General features: G+C 70.9%; 18 protein-coding genes and 1 pseudogene. 10 read left to right on the plus strand and 9 right to left on the minus strand.

The window, feature by feature from the left end:
* The first annotated feature begins 59 nt into the window (after window positions 1–59).
* Window positions 60–905, plus strand: a complete 846-nt coding sequence (locus ABZ896_RS35650; protein WP_360938349.1) for an HAD family hydrolase — start codon at window positions 60–62, stop codon at window positions 903–905.
* 324 nt (window positions 906–1,229) lie between these two features.
* Here the strand turns inward: ABZ896_RS35650 and ABZ896_RS35655 are convergent, their stop codons facing one another.
* Complete coding sequence (locus tag ABZ896_RS35655; RefSeq protein WP_360938352.1) at window positions 1,230–2,054, minus strand: oxidoreductase; 825 nt, start codon at window positions 2,052–2,054, stop codon at window positions 1,230–1,232.
* 101 nt (window positions 2,055–2,155) lie between these two features.
* On the opposite strand from ABZ896_RS35655, the gene ABZ896_RS35660 reads away from it, so the two are divergent.
* Window positions 2,156–3,148, plus strand: a complete 993-nt coding sequence (locus ABZ896_RS35660) for an ATP-binding protein (protein WP_360938354.1) — start codon at window positions 2,156–2,158, stop codon at window positions 3,146–3,148.
* 3 nt (window positions 3,149–3,151) lie between these two features.
* Here the strand turns inward: ABZ896_RS35660 and ABZ896_RS35665 are convergent, their stop codons facing one another.
* Entirely contained in the window at window positions 3,152–4,429 is a 1,278-nt protein-coding gene (locus ABZ896_RS35665) for a hypothetical protein (protein WP_360938357.1), read from the minus strand.
* 314 nt (window positions 4,430–4,743) lie between these two features.
* Between ABZ896_RS35665 and ABZ896_RS35670 the strand changes: the two genes are divergently transcribed.
* The gene (locus ABZ896_RS35670; protein ID WP_360938360.1) at window positions 4,744–7,473 is read left to right on the plus strand and encodes a SulP family inorganic anion transporter; all 2,730 of its coding nucleotides are present in this window, start codon (window positions 4,744–4,746) and stop codon (window positions 7,471–7,473) included.
* A gap of 41 nt (window positions 7,474–7,514) precedes the next feature.
* Here the strand turns inward: ABZ896_RS35670 and ABZ896_RS35675 are convergent, their stop codons facing one another.
* Window positions 7,515–8,138 (minus strand): hypothetical protein, encoded by a 624-nt coding sequence (locus ABZ896_RS35675; RefSeq protein ID WP_360938363.1) that lies wholly within the window; start codon window positions 8,136–8,138, stop codon window positions 7,515–7,517.
* A 401-nt stretch (window positions 8,139–8,539) separates the two neighbouring features.
* Window positions 8,540–9,064 (minus strand): annotated as a pseudogene (locus tag ABZ896_RS35680) (RNA polymerase sigma factor); the annotation flags it as partial.
* Window positions 9,065–9,354: 290 nt separating this feature from the next.
* On the opposite strand from ABZ896_RS35680, the gene acs reads away from it, so the two are divergent.
* The 5 genes from acs to ABZ896_RS35705 all read left to right on the plus strand — a co-directional run bounded on the left by acs (window position 9,355) and on the right by ABZ896_RS35705 (window position 14,735).
* On the plus strand, window positions 9,355–11,313 hold the full coding sequence (acs, locus tag ABZ896_RS35685; RefSeq protein ID WP_360938366.1) for an acetate--CoA ligase: 1,959 nt from the start codon (window positions 9,355–9,357) through the stop codon (window positions 11,311–11,313).
* A gap of 146 nt (window positions 11,314–11,459) precedes the next feature.
* Complete coding sequence (gene nhaA, locus ABZ896_RS35690) at window positions 11,460–12,878, plus strand: Na+/H+ antiporter NhaA (RefSeq protein ID WP_360938369.1); 1,419 nt, start codon at window positions 11,460–11,462, stop codon at window positions 12,876–12,878.
* Between the two features lie 76 nt (window positions 12,879–12,954).
* Window positions 12,955–13,461, plus strand: coding sequence for a phage holin family protein (locus ABZ896_RS35695; protein ID WP_360938372.1), 507 nt, complete (start codon window positions 12,955–12,957; stop codon window positions 13,459–13,461).
* A complete protein-coding gene (locus ABZ896_RS35700; RefSeq protein WP_360938375.1) occupies window positions 13,458–14,399 on the plus strand; it encodes an alpha/beta hydrolase in 942 nt (313 codons plus the stop codon). The genes ABZ896_RS35695 and ABZ896_RS35700 overlap by 4 nt, the downstream gene beginning before the upstream one ends.
* A gap of 153 nt (window positions 14,400–14,552) precedes the next feature.
* Window positions 14,553–14,735 carry a hypothetical protein gene (locus ABZ896_RS35705; RefSeq protein ID WP_360938378.1) on the plus strand — a complete coding sequence of 61 codons (183 nt, stop codon included), beginning with the start codon at window positions 14,553–14,555 and terminating at the stop codon, window positions 14,733–14,735.
* Window positions 14,736–14,758: 23 nt separating this feature from the next.
* On the opposite strand, the gene ABZ896_RS35710 is transcribed toward ABZ896_RS35705, so the two are convergent.
* From ABZ896_RS35710 to nth, 3 genes are all read right to left on the minus strand, one after another.
* Window positions 14,759–15,958: a MarP family serine protease gene (locus tag ABZ896_RS35710; protein ID WP_360938381.1), complete on the minus strand. Its 1,200-nt coding sequence runs from the start codon at window positions 15,956–15,958 to the stop codon at window positions 14,759–14,761.
* Between the two features lie 13 nt (window positions 15,959–15,971).
* Window positions 15,972–16,661 (minus strand): CoA pyrophosphatase, encoded by a 690-nt coding sequence (locus tag ABZ896_RS35715; protein ID WP_360938384.1) that lies wholly within the window; start codon window positions 16,659–16,661, stop codon window positions 15,972–15,974.
* 130 nt (window positions 16,662–16,791) lie between these two features.
* The gene (gene nth, locus ABZ896_RS35720; RefSeq protein ID WP_360938387.1) at window positions 16,792–17,751 is read right to left on the minus strand and encodes an endonuclease III; all 960 of its coding nucleotides are present in this window, start codon (window positions 17,749–17,751) and stop codon (window positions 16,792–16,794) included.
* 336 nt (window positions 17,752–18,087) lie between these two features.
* Here nth and ABZ896_RS35725 point away from each other — a divergent pair, with 336 nt between their 5' ends.
* Together ABZ896_RS35725 and ABZ896_RS35730 are read left to right on the plus strand one after the other, a co-directional pair.
* Window positions 18,088–18,762 carry a Crp/Fnr family transcriptional regulator gene (locus ABZ896_RS35725; protein WP_015658871.1) on the plus strand — a complete coding sequence of 225 codons (675 nt, stop codon included), beginning with the start codon at window positions 18,088–18,090 and terminating at the stop codon, window positions 18,760–18,762.
* 146 nt (window positions 18,763–18,908) lie between these two features.
* Window positions 18,909–19,721, plus strand: coding sequence for a nucleotidyltransferase domain-containing protein (locus ABZ896_RS35730; protein ID WP_360938390.1), 813 nt, complete (start codon window positions 18,909–18,911; stop codon window positions 19,719–19,721).
* A gap of 11 nt (window positions 19,722–19,732) precedes the next feature.
* Here the strand turns inward: ABZ896_RS35730 and ABZ896_RS35735 are convergent, their stop codons facing one another.
* Together ABZ896_RS35735 and ABZ896_RS35740 are read right to left on the minus strand one after the other, a co-directional pair.
* Window positions 19,733–20,563 carry an MBL fold metallo-hydrolase gene (locus tag ABZ896_RS35735; protein ID WP_360938393.1) on the minus strand — a complete coding sequence of 277 codons (831 nt, stop codon included), beginning with the start codon at window positions 20,561–20,563 and terminating at the stop codon, window positions 19,733–19,735.
* Complete coding sequence (locus tag ABZ896_RS35740) at window positions 20,560–21,429, minus strand: NUDIX hydrolase (RefSeq protein WP_360938396.1); 870 nt, start codon at window positions 21,427–21,429, stop codon at window positions 20,560–20,562. Before ABZ896_RS35740 ends, ABZ896_RS35735 begins: the two co-directional genes overlap by 4 nt.
* Window positions 21,430–21,612 lie beyond the last annotated feature (183 nt).

The following is a 21,612-nucleotide window of genomic DNA, read 5'->3' on the forward strand; positions in this document are numbered from 1 at the left end:
CTTCCATGGTGTACCCGAGAGCCCTCTCAGGCAAACCCACGCGCCACACCTTACGCCGAATGGGCTGCGCCTATGCTCGGGGCGTGGAAAACCACTCCTTGCCCCGCACAGCGGCCTTCTTTGACCTGGACAAGACGGTCATTGCGAAGTCGAGCACGCTCACGTTCAGCAAGTCGTTCTACCAAGGCGGGCTGATCAACCGCCGGGCCGCCTTGCGGACGGCCTATGCCCAGTTCGTCTTCCTCGTCGGTGGTATGGACCACGACCAGATGGAGCGCACCCGGGAGTACCTCTCGGCACTCGTGCGCGGCTGGAACGTCCAACAGGTCAAGGAGATCGTCGCCGAGACGCTCCACGACCTGATCGACCCGATCATCTACGACGAGGCCGCCTCCCTCATCGAGGAGCACCACACCGCCGGACGGGACGTCGTCATCGTCTCCACCTCCGGCGCGGAGGTCGTCGAGCCGATCGGTGAACTGCTCGGCGCGGACCGCGTGGTGGCGACCCGGATGGTCGTGGGCGAGGACGGCTGCTATACGGGCGAGGTGGAGTACTACGCGTACGGCCCGACGAAGGCCGAAGCGGTCAAGGAGCTGGCCGAGTCCGAGGGTTACGACCTCGAACGCTGCTACGCCTACAGCGACTCGGCGACCGATCTGCCGATGCTCCGAGCCGTGGGCCACCCGCACGCCGTCAACCCCGACCGGGCACTGCGCCGCGAGGCACTCGCGCGCGGGTGGCCGATCCTCGATTTCCACCGGCCCGTTCGGCTCAAGCAGCGGCTGCCCGGCTTCTCCGTACCGCCCCGCCCGGCGTTGGTCGCGGCCGCCGCCATAGGAGCCGCGGCGGCCACGGCGGGCCTCGTCTGGTACGCGAATCGGCGACGGACGACCACCGCCTGACCGTTTGATCCTGTTTGAGAGTAAAAGTAAAGAACCGCTGCCAGGGGTTCCGCTTGCCCGAGTCCAGGAGTACAAAGGGATTAACGGCCCGCGAGACCAAGGACATCCGAGAGGATCACCTTTAAAACGCAATTGGCCCCACGGACCGAGCATGGACATTGGGCACCCACGCGACGTCGACCCGTCGATTACGGGCCAGCCGCACCAGGTGACGGGCGAAGTTCCCGACCTGATGGGCAACATATCGAGGACGCTTGGTAACCCGGTGAACATGCCGGCGGCGGTACGAATCCTCGTACCGCCGCAACCCTTTTCGGGGGTTTCCTACGCCGCCCCGCGCTGAAGCGCCTCGCACACCGCCGTGGACTCACGCGCCCCCAGGCCGACCGCGGCGCCGCAGTGCGTGATCCACGCGGCCATCCCCTCCGGGGTGCCGGAGACATAGCCGTCGAGCGCCGCCAGATAGGCGGCGCGGCCCAGTTCGGCGTGACCGACCTCCGCCGGGCAGACGGACTTCGGGTCGAGACCGCTGCCGACCAGGACGATCCGCTCGGCCGCGCGCGCGACCAGGCCGTTGTGGGAGGCGAAGGGCCGCAGGGCGAGAAGTTCGCCGTGCACCACGGCGGCCGTGACCAGGGCCGGAGCCGAACTGCCCACGATGATCAGCTCGGACAGCCCCTCCAGGCGGCCCGAGACCTCGGCCGCTCCCGGCAACGGCAGTTCGATCAGCGGCTCGTCGACCGCTTCGCCCGCCTGACGCGGCCGCCCCACCTCGTCACCGTCGGCCGCGACAGCGACCATATGGAGGCGCGCCAGCACCCGCAGCGGCGACTGCCGCCAGATGGACAGCAGTTGGCCGGCCTCGGCGGTCAGCCGCAGGGACGCGCCCATGACGCGCGCCTCGTCGTCCACGCCGAAGTCCGAGCGCCGGCGCACCTCTTCGAGGGCCCAGTCCGCACCGGAGAGCGCGGCGGACCCGCGGGCGCCGCGCAGCGCCGCCTCGGAGGTGATCTCGTTGCTGCGGCGCCGCATGACCCGGTGCCCGTAGACCCGGTCCACGGACTTGCGCACGGACTCCACGGACTCGGCCACCCCGGGCAGCGAACCCAGGGCCGCGAGCGGATCGGCGGTCGCGCCTGTCGTACTCATGAGTACGACCCTACGCAACCCGGGGCCACACCCCTCGATGGAGTGGTCTTCTTCACGCACGCCTGTCACATACAGCTATTGCGCCACTACCGTTCGTGAACATGAAAATTGCTTTCGTCGGGAAGGGCGGCAGCGGCAAGACCACCCTGTCCTCCCTGTTCATCCGCCACCTCGCGGCCACCGGTGCCCCCGTGATCGCCGTCGACGCCGACATCAACCAGCATCTGGGACCGGCGCTCGGTCTGGACGAGGCGGAGGCGGCCGCGCTGCCCGCGATGGGCGAGCGGCTGCCGCTGATCAAGGAGTACCTGCGCGGCGGCAACCCGCGCATCGCCTCGGCCGAGACGATGATCAAGACCACCCCGCCCGGCGAGGGCTCCCGGCTGCTGCGGGTGCGCGAGGACAACCCGGTCTACGACGCCTGCGCCCGGCCGGTGGAACTCGACGGCGACGTCGTCCGTTTGATGGTCACCGGCCCCTTCACCGACGCCGATCTGGGGGTCGCCTGCTACCACTCCAAGACCGGAGCGGTGGAGCTGTGCCTGAACCACCTGGTGGACGGGGCGGGCGAGTACGTCGTGGTGGACATGACGGCGGGCTCGGACTCCTTCGCCTCCGGCATGTTCACCCGCTTCGACATCACGTTCCTCGTGGCCGAGCCGACCCGGAAGGGGGTCTCCGTCTATCGCCAGTACAAGGAGTACGCCCGCGACTTCGGCATCACCCTGAAGGTCGTCGGCAACAAGGTGCAGGGCCGGGACGACCTCGACTTCCTCCGCGCCGAAGTCGGGGACGACCTGCTCGTGACGGTCGGACACTCCGACTGGGTGCGCGCCCTGGAGAAGGGCCGGCCGCCCCGGTTCGCGCTCCTGGAGGACGTCAACCGCCGCGCCCTGCACCAGTTGCGGACGGCCGTCGACACCACGTACGAGCTGCGGGACCCGGAGCGGTACACCCGGCAGATGGTCCACTTCCATCTGAAGAACGCCCAGTCGTGGGGCAACGAACGTACGGGGGCCGACCTGGCGGCCCAGATCGACCCCTCGTTCGTGCTCGGCGAGAGCGCGGTGGCATCCGCCGCCGCGACCGCCTGACGGCTACTGCTTCCTGGCGGCCGGCGCCCCGGGTACGCCCTTGGGTGCCGGGGCCGGGCGGGCCGAGAGGAAGGCCGTCCAGTCCTCCTTCGGGGCCTCGCCGACCCCGAGGGTGCGCAGCTTGGCCAGGGTCGCCGGGTCCTGGGCGTCCAGCCAGTCGGCGAGCTGCCGGAAGGAGACGCAGCGCACGTCGGGCTTGTTGCAGACCTGCTCGATGGTCTCCTTGACGGCGCGCATGTAGGTGCCGCCGTTCCAGGACTCGAAGTGGTTGCCGATGATCAGGGGCGCACGGTTGCCGTCGTAGGCCCGGTGGAAGCCCTTGAGCAGGCCGTCGCGCATCTGGTCGCCCCAGAACTCGTACTTGCCGGGGTCGCCCTGGGTGGCGGTGCCGGACTGGTTGACCATGAAGTTGTAGTCCATGGTGAGCTGCTCGTAGCGGTGCCCGGGGAAGGGCACCAGCTGCATCGACAGGTCCCACAGGCCCTGCTTCTTCTTCGGCCACAGCTGGTCGTTGACCCCGCTGGTGTCGTAGCGGAAGCCGAGCTCGCGGGCGGCCGCCATGAAGTTCTTCTGGCCCTCCAGGCAGGGCGTGCGGGCGCCGACGAGTTCCTTGTCGTAGTCGAAGGGCAGCGGGGCGGCCTTCGTCATCCCGGTGTTGGTCTTCCAGGACTTCACGAAGTGCTTCGCCTGGGCGATCTCGTCCTTCCAGTCCGCCACCGACCACTGGCCGACCCCGCCGTCGCGGCCGCAGAAGTGGCCGTTGAAGTGGGTGCCGATCTCGTTGCCCTCCAGCCAGGCCAGGCGGAGCTGCTTGACGGTGTCGGCGATGCCCTGCTCGTCGTTGAAGCCGATGTCGGAGCGGCCCGGGGAGTGCTGCGGCGGCTTGTACTCGTCGCGCTTGTCCTCCGGCAGCATGTACACGCCGCTCAGGAAGTAGGTCATGGTCGCATGGTTGGCCTTGGCGACCTCCCGGAAGTGGGAGAACAGCTTCTGGCTGTCCTCGCCCGCGCCGTCCCAGGAGAACACCACGAACTGCGGGGGCTTCTCGCCGGGCTTGAGTCTCTGGGCTCTGGGCAGGTGCGGCTGTGCTCCGGTGTAGGAGGTGGAGCCGTCTCCGATCAGGCGGACCACCTGCTTGGGCGGCGCCTGCGCCGGCTTCGCCTTCTGCGGGCCTGCGGCCCCTTCGTCGGAGTGGTCGGCGCCGGTCGCGCAACCGGCGAGCGAGGCGGCACAGACCGCGGCGACCACGGCTTTCGCGGCAATCCTCTGGGTGGCGGTCATGTTCCGCCCACCTTCTTCCTTCTCTCGGGACCCAACGACAGCGCCGTCACGTTCACACGGGACCGAGAAGGAATTAGTACGACAAGCCGATGAAATTGCCACTTCGCTCTTCAGAGTGAGTCATTAGCCCATTTGCCCGGAAAGTCTATGCCTGGCCTTTACTCTGCATTACGATCCATTTACCGAGCGTCGATTCATCAGCGTTGATTCATCCCGCCGCTGCACGCCGTGACCCACGGCCGCGACCCGCCCCCCGCCATCGACGGGGGACCACCTGTTCCGCGACCGCGCTGCCCCGGAGGAGACGGGAAAACATGTCAGCCTGCGTACCCACTCGCGCCACCGATTCGAACGACTCATCTCGCCCGAAGAGCGTCCACCGACCCCACAGCCCGCCGCCGACCCCGCCCCGCCGCTTCCGAATCGCGGGCGCCGACGTGTCGGCCTCGATCGCGGTCTTCCTGATCGCCCTGCCGCTCTCCCTCGGCATCGCCCTGGCCACCGGCGCGCCCCTGCAGGCCGGCCTCGTGGCCGCGGCCGTCGGAGGGATCGTCGCCGGATGGCTCGGCGGCTCCCCGCTCCAGGTCAGCGGACCCGCCGCCGGACTCACCGTGGTGACCGCCGACCTGATCCACCGCTACGGCTGGCGCACCACCTGCGCCATCACCGTCCTGGCCGGACTCGCCCAACTGGGCCTCGGCTGCCTGCGCGTGGCCCGCACCGCCCTCGCCGTCAGCCCCGCCATCGTGCACGGCATGCTCGCCGGCATCGGCGTCACCATCGCCGTCGCCCAGCTGCACATCGTCCTCGGCGGCACCCCCCAGAGCTCCGTCCTCGACAACCTCCGCGCCCTGCCCGCCCAGTTGGTCCGCCTCCAGCCCGCCGCCGTGTCGGTGAGCCTGCTGACCCTGGCGTTCCTCTTCCTCTGGCCCCGGCTGCCCGGCCGGGCGGGTCGCCTGCTGCGCAAGGTGCCGACCGCGCTCGTCGCCGTCGCGGGAGCCACGGCCACCGCCTCGCTCGTGGGGCTGACCCTGCCCAAGGTCGACCTGCCGTCCTGGAGCAGCCACGCCCTCGCCGGGCTGCCCGAGGGGCCGGTGCTCGGCCTGGTCGCCGCCGTGCTGACCACCACGCTGGTGTGCAGCGTGCAGTCGCTGCTCGGCGCGGTCGCCGTGGACAAGCTGGCGGCAGGCCGCCCCGACCTGGTCGCCGCCGGTCCGGCCGTCACCCGCTCCGCCGCCCGGGTCGGCCGCTCCGACCTGGACCGCGAACTGCTCGGACAGGGCGCCGCCAACATCGTCTCCGGCGCGCTCGGCGGACTGCCCGTCGCGGGGGTCGCCGTGCGCAGTTCGGCGAATGTCCAGGCGGGTGCGGTCAGCCGGAACTCCACGATGCTGCACGGCGTTCTCGTAGTAGTAGCCGCGCTGCTGATGGTCCCGGTGCTGGAGCTGATCCCGCTCGCCTCGCTCGCCGCCCTGGTGATGGCCGTCGGCATCCAGATGGTGTCCCTGCACCACATTCGCACGGTGACGCGTCACCGAGAGGTGCTGGTCTACGCCGTCACCACCCTCGGCGTGGTCGTCCTCGGCGTCCTGGAGGGCGTCGTGCTGGGGATCGCCGTCGCCGTGGCCGTCGCCCTGCACCGCCTCACCCGCACCCGTATCACCCACGTCGAACAGGAAGGAGTCCATCACGTCCAGGTGAGAGGCCAGTTGACGTTCCTCGCCGTGCCCCGGCTCAGCCGGGCCCTGCACCTCGTGCCCCAAGGGGCGGACACCGTCGTGGAGTTGGACGGCTCGTTCATGGACCACGCGGCGTACGAGGCGCTCCAGGACTGGCAGAAGACACACACCGCGCGGGGCGGCTCGGTCGAACTGACCGGGCGCAGACCGGGTACGCGGATCGCCGAGCCGTCCGGTTCCACGGACTGCCGCTGCCGTCCGTGGACGGCCTGGCGCAACCACCAGTGCGAGCGGCCGCAGCCTGTCTTCTCCGGGGGGCGGCTGGGAGTGTCGGGTGGCCGCGGGGTGGCCGAGGGGGTGCTCTACTCAGCGGGCGGTGCCGGGGGGGCTGTCGGGGCCCGAGGAGCTGTCGGGTCCGGTGGATCTGTCAGCACCAGCGGGTTCGCCGGCACCAGCGGGTCCGTCGGCACCGGCGGTTCCGTCGGCACCGGCGGTTCCGGTAAGCCCGGTGGGGCCGACGGATCCGGTGAAGCCGGTGGGTCCGGTCGGTCCGGTGGACCCGACGGTTCCGGTGGGCTTGGCGGCTCCAGTGGGCACGGCGGCTCCAGTGGAGCCCGTGGAGCCGGCGGAGCCCTCGGCTCTGGTGGGTCCGTCGAGTCTGGGAGTTCCGGTCGGCCGGACGCGGTCAGAGGGGCGAGCGGTCGGGAACTGGCGCGTGGGATCAGCGCGTTCCAGCGGAACACCGCGCCCCTGGTGCGCGGAGAGCTGGCTCGGCTGGCTCGGGAGGGGCAGCAGCCGTCCCAGCTCTTCCTGACCTGCGCCGACTCGCGGCTGGTCACCTCGATGATCACCTCCAGTGGTCCGGGCGACCTGTTCGTGGTGCGCAATGTGGGCAACCTCGTGCCGCTGCCGGGCGAGGAGAGCGGGGACGACTCGGTGGCGGCCGCGATCGAGTACGCGGTGGACGTGCTGAAGGTGCGTTCCATCACGGTGTGCGGGCACTCCGGGTGCGGGGCCATGCAGGCACTGCTCAACTCCGAGCCGGGCGGTGCGCGGACCCCGTTGAAGCGGTGGCTGCGGCACGGGCTGCCGAGTCTGGAGCGGATGGCCGACGACGGCCGCCCCTGGGCGAGGCTGGCCGGGCGGGCACCCGCCGACGCGGTCGAGCAGCTCTGTCTGACCAATGTGGTCCAGCAGTTGGAGCACCTCAGTGCCCACGACTCGGTCGCCCGGGCGCTCGGGGACGGCGAGTTGGAGCTGCACGGGATGTACTTCCACGTGGGTGAGGCACAGGCGTATCTGCTGACTGGGACGGGCGGGGACGAGCTGTTCGACCATGTGGAGGCGGTGGACGTGTCGGCGTGACGCGTCCGCAACCCACGTGAGCGCGACTGCCGGACCGGCTCCTAGGACCGGTCCGGCGTCGGCTTCACCGGGACGCACGGCACGACGTCGGCGCGCGTCGGGAAGACGTCGACCCTGTGGGGCAGTTCACCGCCCCTGAGGTTCACGAAGACCAGCACGTTGCCCGGGCGCAGGGTGGTCGGCCTGGTCAACTTGACGGCGCGCAAGGCAACCTTCTCGCCCTGCTGGTTGAACACCCAGAGCACCGGGTCGCCCTCGCACACATAACCGCGACGAAGCACATGCACCTCCACCTCGATGCGGTTCGGGCGCAGCCGCTTCGCGAGTTCGCGCTGGGCGCCGACATCGATGAACTGGTCCTTCGCGGTCAGCGTGACGGAGCCGTCGTCATGCCGCTCCACCGCGAACGCCGGTGAGCCCGCCGGCGTCCCCGGCACCAGCAGTACCGCGAGCCCGGCCAGCGCGCAGACCGCGGCGGCCAGTGCCAGCCGACGGCCCGTCAAGAGCCGGTTCGTGAGCCGAGGGGCCGCAAAGGAACGGCTCGGCAGCAGCCGCCGTAGACCCACACGCTCCGGCTCGGCCTCCCGCCGCGCAACCTCCCGCCGCTCGACCTCCCCCCGCAGTTCCGCGAGCAACCGCTCCTCGAACGTCGTCCTCGTCGTCATGCCTCTCCCCCGATCTCCCGGAAGACACCCCGCGCCCCGGCGCGCTCCTTCGCCCCGGCAGCCCTACCGGTACCGTCCACGCCCGGCCTCTCCTGAGCCGTAACCACCCGGGGCGCCTTGCGCACCCCACCCGCCCGGGACCGCTCTCCGCCCGCCCTGCCGGCGGCCCGGCCCACGCCCGCCTCGTCGTCGACCCCGCCCACGCCCGGCCTCCCCCGCGCCGCAGCTACGCCACCCGCCCCGCCCGAGCCGACCCTCCCGCTCACCTTGCCGGCCCCAGAACTCCCGACCCCGCTCACCTCATCGACCCCAGAACTCACCACCCCGCTCACCTCACCGCCCCCAGAACTCCCCACCCCGCTCGCCTCGCCCGCCGTAGCCGCCCCCACCCCCGGCTCCCCCCGAAGAGCCCTCCGCGCTCGATGCAACCGCACCCTCGCCGCCACCTGGCTGATCCCGAGCGCGGCCGCTGCCTCCGTGACCGTCAGTTGGTCGACCGCGACCAGTTCCAGGACGGCCCGCTCCCCCGCGGGGAGGCGCTCCAGCGCGGCCAGCGCGCGGCGGCCCGGGCTTTCCGCGTCGAGTTTGTCCTCCAGGCGGGCGATGTCGTCGGGCTCCAGCAGGCGGCGGCCCGAGATGCGGCGGTCGCGGGCCGACTCCCGGGCCACGCGGCGCCGTTCCGAGGAGACGACGTTGCGGGCGATGCCGTAAAGCCAGGCCGTCTCGCTGCCCCGCGAGGGGCGGTACGTGTCGGCCGAGTCCAGGACCGCGAGGAAGATCTCGGCGGTGAGGTCGGCGACGGTGTGCGGATCGGCGACCCGGCGGGCCACGAAGGACGTCATCGCGTCCACATGGCGCCGGTAGAACACCTCGAAGAGCTCCGGGTCGCGGGCCGCCGCCCGCGGCCCGCCCCGTATCCCCTGCAACCCCTCCACCCGGGCTCCCTTCCCGTCCGCGCGGGCGATGCGCCGTACGCCCACGCGGTTCGATACGTCGGCGCGTCGACGGCGCCTCACCCGTACTTGGGCCGGAGTGTGAAAGGCGTTACAGGGACTGAACTCCGCCTGGTCGGCGGCCGTGGGTACGGATGACGCCGGACACGTCACGGATGACCCCACAGGTCTAAACCAATTTAAGATCGGCCCTTGTCATCGCACCCCCGGTCTGATGAGCTGTGGCCTGGGACACAACGGACACCCTGGGAAAGGCAGATGCCGTGAGCAACGAGAGCCTGGCCAACCTGCTCAAGGAAGAACGCAGGTTCGCGCCGCCCGCCGACCTGGCCGCGAACGCCAACGTCACCGCGGAGGCGTACGAACAGGCCAAGGCCGACCGTCTCGGCTTCTGGGCCGAACAGGCCCGCCGGCTGACCTGGGCCAAGGAGCCCACCGAGACGCTGGACTGGTCGAACCCGCCGTTCGCCAAGTGGTTCAAGGACGGCGAGCTCAACGTCGCGTACAACTGCGTCGACCGGCATGTCGAGGCCGGCCACGGCGATCGTGTCGCCATCCACTTCGAGGGCGAGCCCGGCGACAGCCGCGCGATCACCTACGCCGAGCTCAAGGACGAGGTCTCCAAGGCCGCCAACGCCCTGCTGGAGCTGGGGGTTCAGAAGGGCGACCGGGTCGCCGTCTACATGCCGATGATCCCGGAGACGGCCGTCGCGATGCTGGCCTGCGCCCGCATCGGCGCCGCGCACTCCGTCGTCTTCGGCGGCTTCTCGGCCGACGCGCTCGCGACCCGGATCCAGGACGCCGACGCCAAGGTCGTCATCACCTCCGACGGCGGTTACCGCCGTGGCAAGCCCTCCGCGCTCAAGCCCGCCGTCGACGAGGCGGTCGGCAAGGTCGACAACGTCGAGCACGTCCTCGTCGTACGACGGACCGGCCAGGACGTGGCCTGGGACGACAGCCGGGACGTGTGGTGGCACGAGATCGTCGAACGGCAGTCCGCCGAGCACACGCCGGAGGCGTTCGAGGCCGAGCAGCCGCTGTTCATCCTGTACACGTCGGGTACGACGGGCAAGCCGAAGGGCATCCTGCACACGTCCGGCGGCTACCTCACCCAGGCCGCCTACACCCACCACGCCGTCTTCGACCTCAAGCCGGAGACGGACGTCTACTGGTGCACGGCCGACGTCGGCTGGGTCACCGGGCACTCGTACATCGTCTACGGCCCGCTCGCCAACGGCGCGACACAGGTCATGTACGAGGGCACGCCCGACACCCCGCACCAGGGCCGCTTCTGGGAGATCGTGCAGAAGTACGGCGTCACGATCCTCTACACGGCGCCCACGGCCATCCGTACGTTCATGAAGTGGGGCGACGACATCCCCGCGAAGTTCGACCTGACCTCGCTCCGCGTCCTCGGCTCGGTGGGCGAACCGATCAACCCCGAGGCCTGGATCTGGTACCGCAAGCACATCGGCGCCGACCGCACGCCGATCGTGGACACCTGGTGGCAGACCGAGACCGGCGCGATGATGATCTCGCCGCTGCCGGGCGTCACCGCGACCAAGCCCGGCTCCGCGCAGACCCCGCTGCCCGGCATCTCGGCCACCGTGGTGGACGACGAGGCGCGGGAAGTCCCCAACGGCGGTGGCGGCTACCTCGTCCTCACCGAGCCGTGGCCGTCCATGCTGCGCACCATCTGGGGCGACGACCAGCGCTTCCTCGACACGTACTGGTCGCGCTTCGAGGGCAAGTACTTCGCCGGCGACGGCGCGAAGAAGGACGACGACGGCGACATCTGGCTGCTGGGGCGCGTGGACGACGTCATGCTCGTCTCCGGCCACAACATCTCCACGACGGAGGTGGAGTCGGCGCTGGTGTCGCACCCCTCGGTCGCCGAGGCGGCCGTCGTCGGTGCCGCCGACGAGACGACCGGGCAGGCCATCGTCGCCTTCGTGATCCTGCGCGGGACGGCGAACGCCGAGGACGAGAACCTCATCGCCGACCTGCGCAACCACGTCGGCGCCACCCTCGGCCCGATCGCCAAGCCCAAGCGCGTCCTGCCGGTGGCCGAGCTGCCGAAGACCCGCTCCGGCAAGATCATGCGCCGGCTGCTGCGGGACGTCGCCGAGAACCGCCAGCTCGGTGACGTGACCACCCTGACCGACTCGACGGTGATGGACCTGATCCAGGCCAAGCTGCCGGCGGCGCCCAGCGAGGACTGACACCCTCAGAGAAGGGGCGCCCGGCGCGGAGAAGCGCCCGGCGCCCCTTTTAGGTAAACTAAACAAAACAACGTGACCCTCAAGGTGTGCCGGGAAGTCTGGTCGGCGAGCTGCTCAGTCGTGCCCACCGACCGGAGGTCCCCCTCATGCCCGCGCCCACCCGCAAGGTTCTCGGACGGCTCTCCCTCCCCGAGCGGACCTTCGTCGCGGACGCGCTGCGTACCGAGACGGTCGGCGGTGTGCTGCTGCTCCTCGCCGCCGTCACCGCGCTGATCTGGACGAACGTCCCGGCGCTGCACGACAGTTACGAGAGCGTCAGCCACTACCACCTGGGCCCCGAGGCCCTCGGCCTCGACCTCTCGATCGCCCACTGGGCCGCCGACGGCCTCCTCGCGGTCTTCTTCTTCGTCGCCGGCATCGAGCTCAAGCGCGAACTGGTCGCCGGCGACCTCAAGGACCCGAGGGCGGCCGCGCTGCCCGTCGTCGCGGCCCTGTGCGGGATGGCCGTACCGGCGCTCGTCTACACGCTCACCAACGTCACCGGCGGCGGCTCGCTCGCGGGCTGGGCGGTGCCCACCGCCACCGACATCGCCTTCGCGCTCGCCGTGCTCGCCGTCATCGGCACCTCGCTGCCGAGCGCGCTGCGCGCCTTCCTGCTCACCCTGGCCGTCGTCGACGACCTCTTCGCGATCCTGATCATCGCGGTCTTCTTCACGGCGGACCTGGACTTCGCCGCCCTCGGCGGCGCGGCGGCCGGCCTCGGCGTCTTCTGGCTGCTCCTCAGGAAGGGCGTACGCGGGTGGTACGTCTACGTCCCGCTCGCGCTGGTGATCTGGACGCTGATGTACAACAGCGGCGTCCACGCCACCATCGCCGGCGTCGCGATGGGCCTGATGCTGCGCTGCACGCGCCACGACGACGAGGAGCACTCCCCCGGCGAGCAGATCGAGCATCTCGTACGACCGCTCTCGGCGGGCCTGGCCGTGCCGCTGTTCGCCCTCTTCAGCGCGGGTGTCTCGGTGTCCGGGGGCGCGCTCGGTGACGTGTTCACGCGGCCCGAGACACTGGGCGTGGTCCTCGGGCTGGTCGTCGGCAAGGCGCTCGGCATCTTCGGCGGCACCTGGCTGACCGCCCGCTTCACCCGGGCCTCGCTCAGCGACGACCTGGAGTGGGCCGACGTGTTCGCGGTGGCGACCCTGGCCGGCATCGGCTTCACGGTCTCGCTGCTCATCGGCGAGCTGGCCTTCGACGGGGACCAGGCCCTGACCGACGAGGTCAAGGCCGCCGTCCTGACCGGTTCGCTGATCGCGGCGGCCCTCGCGACCGTGCTGCTGAAGCTGCGCAACGCCAAGTACCGGCGGCTGTACGAGGCCGAGGAGCGCGACGAGGACCTCAGCGGCATCCCGGACATCTACGAGGAGGACGACCCCGCGTACCACCTGCGCATGGCCGCGATCTACGACCGTAAGGCCGCCGAGCACCGCCGGATCGCGGAGCTCAAGACCGCCGAGCGGCTTGCCGAAGTGACGGGCGGGGCAGGCGACGAGGACGGCCGTCGGGCATGATCTGACGGAACAGTACAAAGGACGAGATCCACCTACCCGGTCGAGAGACCCACCTGGTCGGAAGAGGGAGACCGCGATGAGCGCACCCGACGGCAGCCCGGTCGGCGCCGAACGCAGCATCGGGCAGCTGTTCGCCTCGGCGACGGCCGAGATGTCCGCGCTGGTGCACGACGAGATCGCGCTGGCGAAGGCGCAGCTCAAGCAGGACGTCAAGCGCGGCGCGGTGAGCGGCGGCGCGTTCTCGGTGGCCGGCGCGGTCCTGGTGTTCTCGCTGCCGATGCTCAACTTCGCGCTGGCGTACGGCATCCGGACCTGGAGCGACTGGAACCTCGCGGTCTGCTTCCTGCTGTCCTTCGCCGCCAACGTGCTGGTCGCGCTGGTCCTCGCGCTGATCGGCGTGGTCTTCGCGAAGAAGGCGCAGAAGGGCAAGGGCCCGCAGAAGGTCGCCGCGTCCATGAAGGAGACCGCGGGCGTGCTCCAGAACGCCAAGCCGCACCCGCGCACCGAGGGCGACAACAAGGTGCTGGAGGAGCGGGTCCGGGACGCGAAGGCCATCGAGGCTGTGGCACGCTCGTCGTCATGACGGAACCCGGCGCCCCCTCGGCGCAGCAGCCCGCCTCACTCGTACGGCCCGACGGTCCCTGGACGCACCGGGACGTGGCCGCCAACGGGGCGCGCTTCCACATCGCCGAGCTGGGCGACGGGCCGCTGGTGATGTTCCTGCACGGCTTCCCGCAGTTCTGGTGGACCTGGCGGCACCAGCTGGAGGCGCTCGCCGAGGCCGGGTTCCGGGCCGTCGCGATGGACCTGCGCGGGGTCGGCGGCAGCGACCGCACCCCGCGCGGCTACGACCCGGCCAACCTCGCCCTCGACGTCACCGGCGTGATCCGCTCGCTCGGCGAGCCGGACGCCGCCCTGGTCGGCCACGACCTCGGCGGCTATCTGGCGTGGACGGCCGCCGCGATGCGCCCGAAGCTCGTACGGCGGCTCGCGGTCGCCTCGATGCCGCATCCCCGGCGCTGGCGCTCGGCGATGCTCGCGGACGTCAAGCAGACGCGCGCCGGTTCCTACATCTGGGGGTTCCAGCGGCCCTGGATCCCCGAACGGCAGCTCACCGCGGACGACGGCGCGCTGGTCGCCGAGCTGATCCGGGACTGGTCCGGGCCGCGCCAGCCGGACGACAAGGTGGTGGAGACGTACCGCGCGGCGATGTGCATCCCCTCCACCGCGCACTGCTCGATCGAGCCGTACCGCTGGATGGTCCGCTCCATGGCCCGCCCCGACGGCATCCAGTTCAACCGGCGCATGAAGCGGCCGGTGCGGGTGCCGACGCTGCATCTGCACGGCTCGCTGGACCCGGTGATGAGGACCAGAAGCGCGGCCGGCTCCGGCGAGTACGTCGAAGCGCCGTACCGCTGGCGCCTGTTCGACGGCCTCGGACACTTCCCGCACGAGGAGGATCCGGTGGCGTTCTCGACCGAGCTGATCAGCTGGCTGCGGGACCCCGAACCGGACCGCTGACGCCCTCTTCGATGACGGCTGTGTGACCGTGCCGTTGCGCCCGGTATCCGGACGTGAACACCTGTACTACGAACAGCCAATTGCCCGCCGCATAGGCCGATTGGGGGCCGTGGGGGTGGTTATCGACCTTGGGGCAGGGGCACACGTCGGGGTATGGGCTGGACGCACGACTACAGTGACGCAGCACGCAACCGCCGCTCGGCCAACGGCCTGAGCTCCCACCGAGGGGGTGCCCCGCAACTGCCGGGGAGCACCGACCTGAGGGTGGGGATCCCGCGCATCCTGCGCCGCCGGGCCCGCTGGGTCTCGGTACGCCTGCGCCACCCCCGGGGCTGACGCCCCTCAAGGCACGCAGGGCTTCACAACGCGCAGCTGTCGCTGTCCACCTGCTGGTTCGCGGTGCGCCCCTGGGTGATGTCCTCCTGGATCTCGTCCGCGGTGAGCGCGTACCCGGTGTCGGGGTCGTCGAGCGACTTCGCGAAGACCACGCCGTACACCTTCCCCTCGGGGGTGAGCAGCGGGCCGCCGGAGTTGCCCTGGCGGACGGTCGCGTACAGGGAGTAGACGTCGCGGTTCACCGTGCCGCGGTGGTAGATGTCCGGGCCGTGGGCGTCGATGCGCCCGCGCACCCGCGCGGCACGGACGTCGTACGAGCCGTTCTCCGGGAAGCCCGCGACGATCGCGCCGTCTCCGCTGGAGGCGTCGTCGGTCGTGAACTGCAGGGCGGGCGCCTTGAGATCGGGTACGTCCAGTACGGCGATGTCGCGCTGCCAGTCGTAGAGGACGACCTTGGCGTCGTACTTCCGGCCCTCGCCCCCTATCTGGACGGTGGGTTCGTCGACGCCGCCGACGACATGCGCGTTGGTCATCACACGGCGGTCGCCGAAGACGAAGCCGGTGCCCTCCAGGACCTTGCCGCAACTCGTCGCCGTGCCCATGACCTTGACGATGGAGCGCTGGGCGCGGACGGCGACCGCGCTGCTCGCGAGCTTGGGGTCGGGCGGCTGGACCTCCTTGATCGGTTCGTCGGAGAACGGGCTGAAGACCTGCGGGAAGCCGTTCTGCTTGAGGACCGAGGTGAAGTCCTTGAACCAGGTGTCGGCGTCCGAGGGCAGCACCTCCTGGACGCCGAGGAGGACCTTGGAGCTGCGCACCTCCTTGCCGACCGTCGCCATCGTGGTCTGCGCGAGCATGGTGCCGATCAACCAGGCGACCAGGAGCATGGCGACGACGTTGACGAGGGCGCCGCCGGTGGCGTCGACCGCGCGGGCCGGGGACCAGGTGATGTACCGGCGCAGCTTGTTGCCGAGGTGGGTGGTCAGGGCCTGGCCGACGGAGGCGCAGACGATCACGATGACCACGCCGACGACGGCCGCGGTGGTGCCGACCTCCGACTCGTCGGTCACCGCGTCCCAGATGACGGGCAGGGTGTAGACGGCGACGAGACCGCCGCCCAGGAACCCGATCACCGACAGGATGCCGACGACGAAGCCCTGGCGATAGCCCACGATCGCAAACCACACGGCGGCGACCAGCAACAGGATGTCCAGCACGTTCACGGGGTTCACCCTGTCATGCGCGCCAGTCGAGCGGGACCTGCTTCTCCCGGTCCCAGGGGCGCTCCCAGCCGGAGAAGTGCAGCAGGCGGTCGATGATGCCCGCCGTGAAGCCCCACACCAGGGCCGATTCGACCAGGAATGCCGGACCTCGGTGACCGCTGGGGTGGACGGTTGTCGCACGGTTGTCCGGATCCGTGAGATCCGCCACGGGGACGGTGAAGACTCTGGCGGTCTCGCCCGGATCGACGACACCCACCGGGCTCGGCTCGCGCCACCAGCCCAGCACCGAGGTCACCACGAACCCGCTGACCGGGATGTACAGCTTGGGCAGCACGCCGAAGAGCTGGACACCGGCCGGGTCGAGCCCGGTCTCCTCCTCCGCCTCGCGCAGGGCCGCTCTGAGCGGGCCGTCGCCCAGCGGGTCGCCGTCCTCGGGGTCGAGCGCGCCGCCCGGGAAGGAGGGCTGCCCGGCGTGCGACCGGAGCGAGCTCGCCCGCTCCATGAGCAGCAGTTCGGGACCGCGCTCGCCCTCGCCGAAGAGGATCAGCACGGCGGACTGCCGACCCGCGCCGTCGGACGGCGGCAGGAAGCGGCTGAGCTGTCTCGGCTCGACCGTCTCCACGGCACGCACCACCGGGTCCAGCCAGCCGGGCAGGCCGTCCTTGCTGAGCGTCACGTCCTCCGTATGGCTCGCGCGTGTCATCGCCACCCCCGTTCTGCACACCTCAACGCCTGACGTGCCCTAGATCGTTCCGCCCCGGGCACACCTACCCACCTGTGCGGCGCGGAAGGCTTTCCCCGCGAGATCGCCGGAGGCATCCCCCGCGACGCCCTCACCCGGCCCCCAGCGGCGGCGCCGGCTTGCCGCCCGCGTCCAGGTACGCCTGCGGCGGGTTGAGGCGCTGGCCCGGGAAGCCGCCCTTCTCGTACTTGAGGAGCTTCTGCGCCTTGTCGGGATCCGTCTCGCCCTCGCCGTACGCCGGGCAGAGCGGGGTGATGGGACAGGCGCCGCACGCGGGCTTGCGGGCGTGGCAGATACGGCGGCCGTGCCAGATCACGTGGTGGGAGAGGTCGGTCCAGTCGCTCTTGGGGAAGAGCGCGGAGACGGCCGCCTCGATCTTGTCCGGGTCGGTCTCGTCGGTCCACCGCCACCGGTGCACCAGCCGCTGGAAGTGCGTGTCCACGGTGATGCCGGGCCGACCGAAGGCGTTGCCGAGCACGACGAACGCGGTCTTGCGGCCGACGCCGGGCAGCTTGACGAGGTCTTCGAGCCGGCCCGGGACCTCACCGCCGAAGTTCTCCACGAGGGACTTCGACAGCCCTATGACCGACTTCGTCTTGGCCCGGAAGAACCCGGTGGGCCGCAGGATCTCCTCGACCTCCTCGGGGTTGGCCACGGCCAGGTCCTCGGGGGTGGGGTACTTCGCGAAGAGCGCGGGTGTCGTCTGATTGACCCTCAGGTCGGTCGTCTGGGCCGACAGGACGGTCGCCACGATCAGCTGGAAGGGATTCTCGAAGTCCAACTCCGGGTGGGCGTACGGGAACACCTCGGCGAGTTCGCGGTTGATCCGCCGGGCCCGCCGCACGAGGGCGGTCTGCGACTCGTCGCGCGGAGGCTTCGTCGCGACGGTCTTCGCGGCGGATGCCTTCTTCACGGGCGCCGCAGCCTTCTTGGGAGCGACGGTCGCCTTCTTGAGGGGGGCCGCCTTCTTGACGGAGGCCGTCTTCTTGACGGAGGCCGGAGCCTCGGCCTGAGCCGCCTTCTTCGCCGGAGTCTTCTTCGCCGTACTCACCGGAGCCTTCCCTGCCGCTTTTGCCGTTTTCTTTCCACCCCCGGAGCCTTGTTCGCCCACAGCGGAATCCCGACGTGCCACCACCCGTCCAGCCCCCTCGGCCTGTGCTCTCACCGGCGTTTTGGACACCCGGCCAGCCTAGAGCCCGGCACCGACATCCGCCCCGGGCCCCGGGGACCGGCCCCCAATTGGACCCCTGCCGCTTACCCCGGGACATGTGTGCGGCATCCTTGTGACAGATCACACTGTTTGGACCGTCCGGCAAAATGGGCACCGGGTTCCCCTGGTACCAAGGGGGAACAAGATCCCCTGAGCAGGTCGACAAGGAGAGAACTCGTGGACGACGTTCTGCGGCGCAACCCGCTCTTCGCGGCACTCGACGACGAGCAGTCCGCGGAACTGCGCGCCTCCATGAGTGAGGTGACCCTCGCGCGAGGCGACTCCCTCTTCCACGAGGGCGACCCGGGCGACCGGCTCTACGTCGTCACCGAGGGCAAGGTCAAGCTGCACCGCACCTCCCCCGACGGCCGCGAGAACATGCTCGCCGTGGTCGGCCCCGGCGAACTCATCGGCGAACTGTCCCTGTTCGACCCGGGCCCGCGCACGGCGACCGCCACCGCGCTGACCGAGGTCAAGCTGCTGGGCCTCGGCCACGGCGACCTCCAGCCCTGGCTGAACGCCCGCCCCGAGGTGGCCACCGCCCTCCTGCGCGCCGTCGCCCGCCGCCTGCGCCGCACCAACGACGCCATGTCCGACCTGGTCTTCTCGGACGTCCCCGGCCGCGTGGCCCGCGCCTTGCTCGACCTCTCCCGCCGCTTCGGCGTGCAGTCCGAGGAGGGCATCCACGTAGTCCACGACCTCACGCAGGAGGAACTGGCCCAGCTGGTGGGCGCCTCCCGCGAAACGGTCAACAAGGCCCTGGCGGACTTCGCCCAGCGCGGCTGGCTCCGCCTGGAGGCCCGAGCGGTGATCCTCCTGGACGTGGAACGCCTGGCGAAGCGCTCCCGCTGACCCCAACGGGACCCCGCGCCCCGAGCCCCCACCCCGCGCCCCCAGGCAAGGTGGTGGGGATTGGTGCGGATGTCCCGGCCTTGAGCGGTATCGACGGCGTGTCGCCGGGACATCCGCACCAATCACCCACCCCATAAGGGAGGGCCATGGGCGCTACCTTGCGGGGGCTTGATGGGCGCGGGTTCATTGTGCGCGAGGGGGGATTGGGGCGGGTGCCCTCCGGCTTCCGGGCGGTTGTCTCGGGCGCCCGCGATCGCGTCCCCGGCCTCTTCGGTGCCCGGCTGCACAGTGTGTACCTCTACGGGTCGATTCCGCGCGGTACCGCGCGCGTGGGCATCAGCGACCTCGACCTCCTCGTGGTCCTGCGGGACGAGCCCACCGACGCGGACCGGGAGGCCGTGCGGGTGCTCGGGGCGGCGCTCGACGGGGAGTTTCCGGAGATCGACGGTGCCGGAGTGCTGCTGGAGAGCCGCACGCGCGTGTTGAGCGACCTGGAGCGGTACGACCTGGGCTGGTTCGTGGCCTGTCTGTGCACCCCGCTCCTGGGCGACGACCTCGCCGAGCACCTGCCCCGCTACCGCCCCGACTCCCTGCTGGCCCGTGAGACCAACGGCGACCTGGCGCTGCTGCTCCCCCGCTGGCGGCACCGGATCGAGACGGCCACGGACCCGGCAGAGCTCCGCCGCATGGTCCGCTTCATGTCCCGCCACCTCGTCCGCACCGGCTTCACCCTGGTCATGCCCCGCTGGAACGGCTGGACGAGCGACCTGGAGGAGATGGCCGAGGCCTTCGCCGCCTACTACCCCGAACGCGCCCACCAGCTCCGCACGGCAGCCACCCTGGCCCGCGATCCGGCCCCCGACCCGACCGCCCTGCGCACCTACGTCGACGACCTGGGCCCATGGCTGGCGAAGGAGTACACGCGCGTGCACGGCGCCAAAGCACCCCGACCCGCATAAAGGCACGGGCCCTAGATGATCCCGTGCTCCTCCAGGTACTCCATCTGCGCCCGCACGGACAGCTCGGCGGCGGGCCACAGGGAGCGGTCCACATCGGCGTACACATGTTCTACGACGGCCTCGGGCGTCCGGAACCCGTCCTCGACGGCCGTCTCGACCTGGGCGAGCCGATGGGCGCGGTGGGCGAGATAGAACTCGACGGCCCCCTGGGCGTCCTCCAGGACGGGCCCGTGTCCCGGCAGGACGACGTGGACGCCGTCGTCGACGGTCAGGGACCGCAGTCGCCGTAGGGAGTCGAGATAGTCCCCCAGGCGCCCGTCAGGATGCGCCACGACGGTCGTACCGCGCCCGAGGACGGTGTCACCGGTCAGCACGGCCTGATCGGCCGGGAGATGGAAGCACAGCGAGTCGGCGGTGTGCCCGGGCGTCGGCACGACCCGCAGCTCCAGCCCGCCCACGCTGACGACGTCGCCGGCCCCGAGCCCTTCCTCCCCGAGCCGCAGGGCCGGGTCCAGGGCGCGCACCTTGGTGCCGGTCAGCTCGGCGAAGCGGACGGCGCCTTCCGCGTGGTCGGGATGGCCGTGGGTGAGCAGCGTGAGGCCGACGCGCTTCCCGGCGCGGGCCGCCGTGTCGACGACGGCCCGCAGGTGCCCTTCGTCGAGCGGCCCGGGATCGACGACGACGGCCACCTCGGAGTCGGGCTCGGCCAGGATCCAGGTGTTGGTCCCGTCCAGGGTCATCGGGGAGGCGTTGGGCGCGAGCACGTTGACGGCCCGAGGAGTGGCGGGCCCCGAGAGCACCCCGCCGCGGGGCCGGCCGGGAAGGGCTGCTGCGTCGGTCATGCGGAGGCTCCCCCGATAGGAATGTGCTTGGTGAACTCGTCGTGCCCCGGCCAGGAGAGCACGATCTCCCCGTCCTCCAGCCGGGCCGTGGCCAGCACGGGCGTCAGATCCCGCGCAGGAGCACCGGCCAGCGCGGCCCCCGCACTCTCATACCCACCGAGCTGCCGCAGCGTGGCAATGGTGGGCGGCATCATGAGCAGCTCACCCTTGTCATAGCCTGCGGCCGCTTCCCCGGGCCGGATCCACACCGTACGGTCCGCCTCAGTGGACGCGTTACGGGTGCGCTGCCCCTCAGGAAGGGCGGCGACGAAGAAGAACGTGTCATAGCGCCGGGGCTCGAACTCGGGCGTGATCCACCGCGTCCACGCCCCGAGCAGATCCGACCGCAGCACCAGCCCGCGCCGCTCCAGAAACCCCCCGAAGGACAGCTCCCGAGCGACCAGCGCGGCCCGGTCCGCCTCCCACTCCGCACCCGTGGTGTCCCCGACGACGGACTCCTCCGTGGGCCCGGCGAGCAGAACACCCGCCTCCTCGTACGTCTCCCGTACGGCGGCACACACGATCGCCTGAGCCGCGCCCTCGTCCACACCGAGCCGCTGCGCCCACCACGCGCGCGTGGGCCCCGCCCACCGCACATGATGCTCGTCGTCCCGGGGATCCACCCCACCGCCCGGATACGCGTACGCACCCCCCGCGAAGGCCATCGAGGCCCGCCTGCGCAACATGTACACAACGGGCCCGGCCCCGGTGTCCTTGAGAAGCATCACAGTCGCCGCCCGCCTCGGCACGGCCGGCGCGAGCGCACCGTCCGCGAGCGCCCGAATCCGCTCCGGCCACTCCGCTGGGTACCACTGCCCGTTTGCCATGGCCGGAGGCTAACTGGTGAGCCCCGGATGTTCGAGAGCGCGCCCAATGGGGTTGCCGGGTTCGGTGGGACGGCGAGTGCGGACCGGTGGGGCTGGTCGCGCAGTTCCCCGCGCCCCTAAAAGCACTCACCTGCACCCGCGTACGGCGGTGAGGGGACGGGGGCGGGGGGTGTCCGCCCGCAG

The sequence above is a fragment of the Streptomyces sp. NPDC047072 genome, assembly GCF_040643855.1.
GTDB lineage: Bacteria > Actinomycetota > Actinomycetes > Streptomycetales > Streptomycetaceae > Streptomyces.

Bases quoted from the DNA above. Each gene is read 5' to 3' on its own strand.
- ABZ896_RS35650 (WP_360938349.1), top strand. From the start codon at position 60: ATGGGCTGCGCCTATGCTCGGGGCGTGGAAAACCACTCCTTGCCCCGC.
- ABZ896_RS35655 (WP_360938352.1), bottom strand. From the start codon at position 2,054: ATGAGTACGACAGGCGCGACCGCCGATCCGCTCGCGGCCCTGGGTTCG.
- ABZ896_RS35660 (WP_360938354.1), top strand. From the start codon at position 2,156: ATGAAAATTGCTTTCGTCGGGAAGGGCGGCAGCGGCAAGACCACCCTG.
- ABZ896_RS35665 (WP_360938357.1), bottom strand. From the start codon at position 4,429: ATGACCGCCACCCAGAGGATTGCCGCGAAAGCCGTGGTCGCCGCGGTC.
- ABZ896_RS35670 (WP_360938360.1), top strand. From the start codon at position 4,744: ATGTCAGCCTGCGTACCCACTCGCGCCACCGATTCGAACGACTCATCT.
- ABZ896_RS35675 (WP_360938363.1), bottom strand. From the start codon at position 8,138: ATGACGACGAGGACGACGTTCGAGGAGCGGTTGCTCGCGGAACTGCGG.
- nhaA (WP_360938369.1), top strand. From the start codon at position 11,460: ATGCCCGCGCCCACCCGCAAGGTTCTCGGACGGCTCTCCCTCCCCGAG.
- ABZ896_RS35695 (WP_360938372.1), top strand. From the start codon at position 12,955: ATGAGCGCACCCGACGGCAGCCCGGTCGGCGCCGAACGCAGCATCGGG.
- ABZ896_RS35700 (WP_360938375.1), top strand. From the start codon at position 13,458: ATGACGGAACCCGGCGCCCCCTCGGCGCAGCAGCCCGCCTCACTCGTA.
- ABZ896_RS35705 (WP_360938378.1), top strand. From the start codon at position 14,553: ATGGGCTGGACGCACGACTACAGTGACGCAGCACGCAACCGCCGCTCG.
- ABZ896_RS35715 (WP_360938384.1), bottom strand. From the start codon at position 16,661: ATGACACGCGCGAGCCATACGGAGGACGTGACGCTCAGCAAGGACGGC.
- ABZ896_RS35730 (WP_360938390.1), top strand. From the start codon at position 18,909: ATGGGCGCTACCTTGCGGGGGCTTGATGGGCGCGGGTTCATTGTGCGC.
- ABZ896_RS35735 (WP_360938393.1), bottom strand. From the start codon at position 20,563: ATGACCGACGCAGCAGCCCTTCCCGGCCGGCCCCGCGGCGGGGTGCTC.
- ABZ896_RS35740 (WP_360938396.1), bottom strand. From the start codon at position 21,429: ATGGCAAACGGGCAGTGGTACCCAGCGGAGTGGCCGGAGCGGATTCGG.